The organism is Ruminococcus difficilis, from assembly GCF_016680995.1.
The window spans coordinates 1-1,589 of the sequence record NZ_JAEQMG010000081.1 but is presented as its reverse complement, the minus strand read 5'-3'; the positions used below and the strand labels follow the sequence as shown (position 1 = coordinate 1,589).

At 48.3% G+C, this 1,589-nt stretch carries 1 protein-coding gene and 1 rRNA gene; both read right to left on the bottom strand.

Annotated features, from left to right (window positions below; translation table 11 throughout):
- On the bottom strand, window positions 1-1,110 hold a 1,110-nt coding region (locus JKK62_RS08725), incomplete at its 3' end, for a serpin family protein (RefSeq protein ID WP_243411800.1).
- 194 nt (window positions 1,111-1,304) lie between these two features.
- Window positions 1,305-1,589: ribosomal RNA gene (locus JKK62_RS08720) — 23S ribosomal RNA — on the bottom strand; the annotation flags it as partial.

Sequence of the window (1,589 nt, the reverse complement as noted above, 5' to 3'; positions counted from 1 at the left end):
CTGAACGTTTGTCAACCTCTCGCCTGTAAGCGAGTTAACGTAATCGTTCAGCTTAACTCCCTCGTCGGGAAGAATCGCGGCAAAAGCGTAGTTGCCGTCGTCATAGTACTTCACAAAACCCCGAGCGTTATCGTCCTTCAGGTAGAAATCCTCCGTAGATTCCATAAAATCAACGGTGGACTCAGTGCCGTCCGAGTTGGTGAACGTGCCCTTGCGAACATCGCCGGGATATGATATGCCGGTTCTGGGATTGTAGTAATCGCTGACGTATGGTATGTTCCACTTCGCGTCGAAGGTGATCGCGTTTATCAGGTACATCATCGCGCCGGGGTCTATGTCGCTGAGAATCGACGGGATCATCTCGTCGGTCTTTTCGCTGACCCAGTTATTGATATTTGTGAGTGCGAGTTCATTGAATATCGTCGGAAAAACTTCGGCGTTGTAGTCATTCTTTACTCCGGCGATATATTTTTCACTCACCGCCGCGGAATTCTCCGAGGTATTATACCAAACAGAATTTGCGACATTGAATTTTGTAGATCTGTCCCTTTCATTGACAAGATAATTCGGATAATTTTTCAGGTACGCTTTCGTCAGCGAACGCGGCATACCGAGCGCATTCTCGATCTCCTTGAGTGTATTGCCGTCCGCGCCGTTTTCGGTCATTCCGAGGGCGTACATTACGGACAACGGAGAAACTAGGGTGTTCTTATCGTCGGCGACGCTGCCCTTGAGCAGATTGACAGAGAAATCGTTCATCGCGGCGCTGCCTTTTTCCTCGATTTCGTCGTCGGTATAAACAGGCTCAGTCACATCCGGAATCTCGAAGGTCTCGTTGCTTACAGCCTGCTCAGCTGAGATTCTTTGGACCTCGGTAGCGTCGGTGATCTCGATTTTTCCGTTTTTATCGATATCTGCGACCTTATTCTGAGCGTCGGAAAACTCGGTCAGTCCCGCGACATTCATCTGAATACAGGTCGCGTCTACGACATTGACCTTGCCGTTAAGGTCGGCGTCGCCTGAGAAAACAGTCTTTGCTCCGGCGGAAACAAGCGACACGGAGCCGACTAACAACGCCGCACAAAGACAGGCGGCAACTGCATTCTTCATAAAATCACTCTCCTGATAATTTGTGTATAAATTTATTATATCACAAGAAATTATCCTTTTCAACAGATTTTAAAAGAACAAAGCACCATCGTCTGATGGTGCTTTGTATGTAAAAGGGCAAGTGCCCTGAAAACTGAATAAAGAAGAGATAAATCGAAGAAGTAAATACTGACTGACCAAAGTTCTCTGTTCGTATGGTCAAGCCCTCGACCTATTAGTACTGCCAAGCTGAATGCCTCACGGCACTTACACACGCAGCCTATCAACCTCGTAGTCTTCAAGGGGTCTTACTCGTTTACACGATGGGATATCTAATCTTGGAGTCGGCTTCACGCTTAGATGCTTTCAGCGTTTATCCGTTCCGTACATAGCTGCCCAGCTGTGCCACTGGCGTGACAACTGGTGCACCAGAGGTACGTCCATCCCGGTCCTCTCGTACTAAGGACAGAGCTCCTCAAATATCCTGCGCCCACGACAGA